Consider the following 2,660-nt stretch of genomic DNA (forward strand, 5'->3'; position numbering starts at 1 on the left):
GAGTAGGGGGAATAAATCGGTCCCAATTTTTGTCCAGGGAGTTTAATTGCAGCTACTTCGGGGGTTATCAAGTGAAACTAATTGGGGGCCTTGCTGAGCAGGCTTTTCGTGAGGAGCTTTCTAAGTCATGGGATGGGCTTAGAAGTAAGGGCTGTAGAGTGCTATCAACTTTACAAAATAGGCAGGGGGATATTAATAGCGCTTTTGTGCTGAGCTCGACGCCTGAGCAGGCAGAGGATCTGTATACAATAATGGTTAATGGGGTTGATGTGGTTTGGCTTGAGACTATAAGGGGGGGGGTTGGTAAGTTTTGAGGTGATCACTGTAAGAGAATATGAGAAATCGCTTCGCTCTCGACAGTGTAAGATTAAATTGGCGGTTGCGCTTGATTTGGCAGGTAGGCTTTAAAATTAATCGTCGGCAAATTGACAGTGCGGTTATCGCTGGCGAATAGTTTGGCTGGAAAATTTTCGTTGCCGATGATCGTGAGGGTGATACTGGCGGGTATTATCTTTACTTAAAGAAAAGTGATGGTGAAGGGTTTGGAAAAGGGGGCAAATTTATTTTTCTGCTCTAAATTCAGCCTTTTGTGGGGTCGAAGAGGTATGAGTGATTGTGCGAATCTCCAGCATTATCAGTGGTTGAGATGATTCAAGGAGGATGCTGTCATGCCAAGGGTGGGTCGAGTGGTACTTCCAAACTATCCGCACCATATCGTGCAGCGGGGGCATAACCGACAGGTTGTTTTTGCAGATGATGCGGACTATCAACGCTACTTGACCGATTTGAGAGAGTTGAAAGATGCCTTTGGCGTGAAGGTGTATGCGTACTGTCTCATGACCAACCATGTGCACCTATTGCTGGCCCCTGGCAATTCACGGGCAGGGTTGAGCCAATTGATGAAGACGTTGGCAGCGCGCACCACACGCAGTCGTAATCGATTGGAGGGCCGTTCTGGTACTTTGTGGGAGAGCCGCTATAAATCCAGTGTTGTACAGTCTGACACATACCTTTTGGCCTGTTGTCGCTACATCGAATTGAACCCTGTTCGAGCGCGGATGGTTGTGGATGCAGGGGACTATCCTTGGTCGAGCTACGCCGTCCGGATGAGAGCCATGCAAGGGCAGAGTTGGTTGGATTATGACCCCTGCTTTGAGGCGTTGGCGGCTACCGAGGAACTTCGGCGTAAATACTACGCTGAATTTGTGCGCCAGGGTGTGTCGGGCGAAGAGCTCAGTCTTATTCGAGAGGCTGTTCAGCGGGGACAACTGACGGGCAACAGCCTGTTCGTTGACGAGATTGCGCGGATAACTGGCAAGCGAATTGAGCGAAGGAAGCAAGGTAGGCCGAAATTAGAGTAGAAAAATAAATCTGTCCCCATTTTCCGCTATTGAATAACCCTAAATTAAAATTGAGTGACATTAAGTTTACTTCTGCGGTGCGTCCGCGAACAGGCGAGGTGGTTCCTCGTTGTGATAATTGCATTGGCATGTTTGGAGTTGAGTGATGGAAATGGATGAAGAATTCTTGGAAGTTAATGATCTCGACTGGTTTGCTTCCTCTCAAGATGGCGTGCTGGCGCATTTTGCGACAGAGGGTCGGGGTTATATTCCTGTACAGATAAGGAAGTCAATTGCTGCATATGAGAAAAATCTTGATTATTTCTCGGCCCTAGAAGGCGGCGTCGAGGGATTGGTTGTTGAGGAGAATTTGCCGAAATTTAATAGTGCTCTACAACGGGAGCGGTACTTGAAATCATTCATCTGCATGGCTAGAAGAGGTTTATATAGTTATGATGTAAATCAGTGGGGAGGGTATAGTTTGATTGCCAGGCCTCAAGTGGGATTGCGTATGTGTGATTTGCCTGAGGATATTAGAAGTGTTGTTCATGTTCTGTCGCTAAGTTTTTATTCTCGCATAGATATTAGTGGCCTGATTTAAGATTTGGAGCTGTGGTTGAGTTGCTGAATAGGGTTGGTTAATTTTCTCTGCATTATTTTTTGTTTTTGTGGGTCCAGAAGGATACGAGTTATTGTGCCGATTCGTACGGAAAGAAGCGAAACTTAACATGCTTCGGATTCCCATGTTTTCTGATCTCTGTCCTTGCTGATCGACGTGGCCTGGTCAGCAAGGGGTAGGCCTGAGGCCTTCGTTTTATGGCCCGAGGCTCGACACGCCCAGGCCGGTTGCCCACACGCCTTTGAGCAATCAGCATCAGCAAATCTGCCAACTGATCTTCCCCATCACCGTAGCTGCGTTGTCGTAGCGCCATCAACAACGGCGGCAACCTGGGCGCGACGTTCAAGGATGTCGCCTCGAGTGATAACCTGCGCGGCTACGCCACGGGCGCGTTGACCGCTGGCTTTACCGCCGGTGTGCTGGACAACGCGTTCGGGGTCACGGGGGACAACGTCAACCGGGTGACCAAGGGCTTCGACCTCAGCAAGCTGTCCGACATCGGCAAGTTCACCGCCTATTCGTCTGCCCAGGGCGCCGCCCAGGCGTCGTTCAGTACTGCGCTGCAAGGTGGCAGCCTCGGGGACAACCTGCGCAGTTCCCTGGCCTCCCAGGCGCAAGGCGTGCTGCGGGGCGTTGCGTTCAATGCCGTGGGTGACTTCGCCAGCGATCATAAATGGGAGAACGCCAGCCTCGAGAAGACC

General features: G+C 50.1%; 4 protein-coding genes and 1 pseudogene. 4 read left to right on the forward strand and 1 reads right to left on the reverse strand.

The window, feature by feature from the left end:
- From NGM28_RS28245 to NGM28_RS28255, 3 genes are all read left to right on the forward strand, one after another.
- Positions 1–314: hypothetical protein (locus tag NGM28_RS28245; RefSeq protein ID WP_252092519.1), on the forward strand; the 314-nt coding region annotated here is incomplete at its 5' end.
- Positions 315–668: 354 nt separating this feature from the next.
- On the forward strand, positions 669–1,361 hold the full coding sequence (locus NGM28_RS28250; RefSeq protein ID WP_240067241.1) for a transposase: 693 nt from the start codon (positions 669–671) through the stop codon (positions 1,359–1,361).
- Positions 1,362–1,506: 145 nt separating this feature from the next.
- The gene (locus tag NGM28_RS28255; RefSeq protein ID WP_252092520.1) at positions 1,507–1,941 is read left to right on the forward strand and encodes a hypothetical protein; all 435 of its coding nucleotides are present in this window, start codon (positions 1,507–1,509) and stop codon (positions 1,939–1,941) included.
- Positions 1,942–2,029: 88 nt separating this feature from the next.
- On the opposite strand, the pseudogene NGM28_RS29100 reads toward NGM28_RS28255, so the two are convergent.
- A pseudogene (locus tag NGM28_RS29100) lies at positions 2,030–2,278 on the reverse strand (hypothetical protein); the annotation flags it as partial.
- 10 nt (positions 2,279–2,288) lie between these two features.
- On the opposite strand from NGM28_RS29100, the gene NGM28_RS28260 reads away from it, so the two are divergent.
- Positions 2,289–2,660: DUF637 domain-containing protein (locus tag NGM28_RS28260; protein ID WP_252092521.1), on the forward strand; the 372-nt coding region annotated here is incomplete at its 3' end.

This window comes from Pseudomonas sp. MWU13-3659 (genome assembly GCF_023757525.1).
Lineage (GTDB): Bacteria > Pseudomonadota > Gammaproteobacteria > Pseudomonadales > Pseudomonadaceae > Aquipseudomonas > Aquipseudomonas entomophila_E.

Excerpts from the sequence above, each read along its gene's own strand:
- NGM28_RS28250 (WP_240067241.1), top strand. The coding sequence starts at position 669 with ATGCCAAGGGTGGGTCGAGTGGTACTTCCAAACTATCCGCACCATATC.
- NGM28_RS28255 (WP_252092520.1), top strand. The coding sequence starts at position 1,507 with ATGGAAATGGATGAAGAATTCTTGGAAGTTAATGATCTCGACTGGTTT.